Origin of the sequence: Micromonospora sp. NPDC049230, assembly GCF_040647875.1 — a bacterium.
GTDB lineage: Bacteria > Actinomycetota > Actinomycetes > Mycobacteriales > Micromonosporaceae > Micromonospora.
This window is the reverse complement of record NZ_JBEZCZ010000098.1, coordinates 1-1,085: the sequence shown is the minus strand read 5'-3', so window position 1 is coordinate 1,085 and position 1,085 is coordinate 1. Positions and strand designations below refer to the sequence as shown.

Annotated in this window: 1 protein-coding gene; it reads right to left on the bottom strand. The window is 66.5% G+C overall.

Annotation, left to right across the window (positions count from 1 at the left end; all coding sequences use genetic code 11):
- Positions 1-825, bottom strand: an 825-nt coding sequence (locus tag AB0A95_RS34710) for an IS701 family transposase (RefSeq protein ID WP_357559994.1), incomplete at its 3' end; no start/stop codon positions are given.
- Positions 826-1,085: the final 260 nt, after the last annotated feature.

Genomic DNA, 1,085 nt, shown 5'->3' with positions numbered 1-1,085 from the left:
GGCGGTGCCGGGCAGGGAGGCCACCGCCCAGTCGTAGAGTCGCGGTCCTTTGGCACCGGCGCCGCAGCTGCGACGCTTCCAGGCCAGGGCCGGTGTGTTGGCGGCGAGGACGTCCGGGCGGGAGTTGCCCACCGTGGTCGGGACCCGCTGGTTGCGGGGCACGGCCAGGACGTAACCGAAGCGCTGCTGCAGCCAGGTCCGGAACTTCGAGTCCTGCCCGTATGCCTCGTCCGCGGTGACCCACCTTGCTGGCAGTCCGGCGGTGATGGGGCGTTCGAGCATCCGCAGGCCCAGTGCGGGTTTCGTGGCGAACCCAACGCCGGCCGCGATGCCGGCCTCCTCACGGCGGGCGAGGTTGTCGCACCAGCCGCGGGGCAGATACAGCTCCCGGTCGATCAGCGTGCGCCCGGCTGGGCTGGCATAGGCCAGGAACACCCCGAGCTGGCAGTTCTCCGTCCGCCCGGCCGTGCCCGAGTACTGACGCTGCACCCCGGCCGACTTGATGCCCTTCTTCAGGAATCCTGTCTCGTCGACGATCAGCACCCCGTCGTCGTCACCGAGATGCTCGGACACGTAGGCAAACAGATCGTCGCGAACAGCGTCCGGGTTCCACGCTGACTTGTTGAGCAGCCGTTGCATCCGGTCCGGCATGGTGTCGCCGGCGGCCTCGGCCAGGGTCCAGCCGTTCTTACTCGCCAGCGGCGACAGCAACCCGACCAGATAACTCAGCGCCTGCCGGCGCGGCTCGGCACGCCCGAACCGGTGCGCGAATCGCGCCAGCAGATCATCCAGACCCGCCCGCCAGCCCACAATCTCATCGATCAACACAAACACGGAAGCCTGCCCGCTACACGACTAGCCCCAATGGACAGACGGTGCGACCACACAACCTAACCACCGAATAACATCGACATTCGCAGCTAGACGGCAGACTCACCTACGACTTCGATCACGCCGGTTACCAGCCAAAACTCCAGACCAGGCAACTGCGGCGGGGCTGTCTCGCTAACGGTGTTTCCGGCGATCTTGGTTAGTAGGTTTCAGCGGCTGGGAAGCGGTCGCTGAAGGTGATGGCGAAGGCGTTC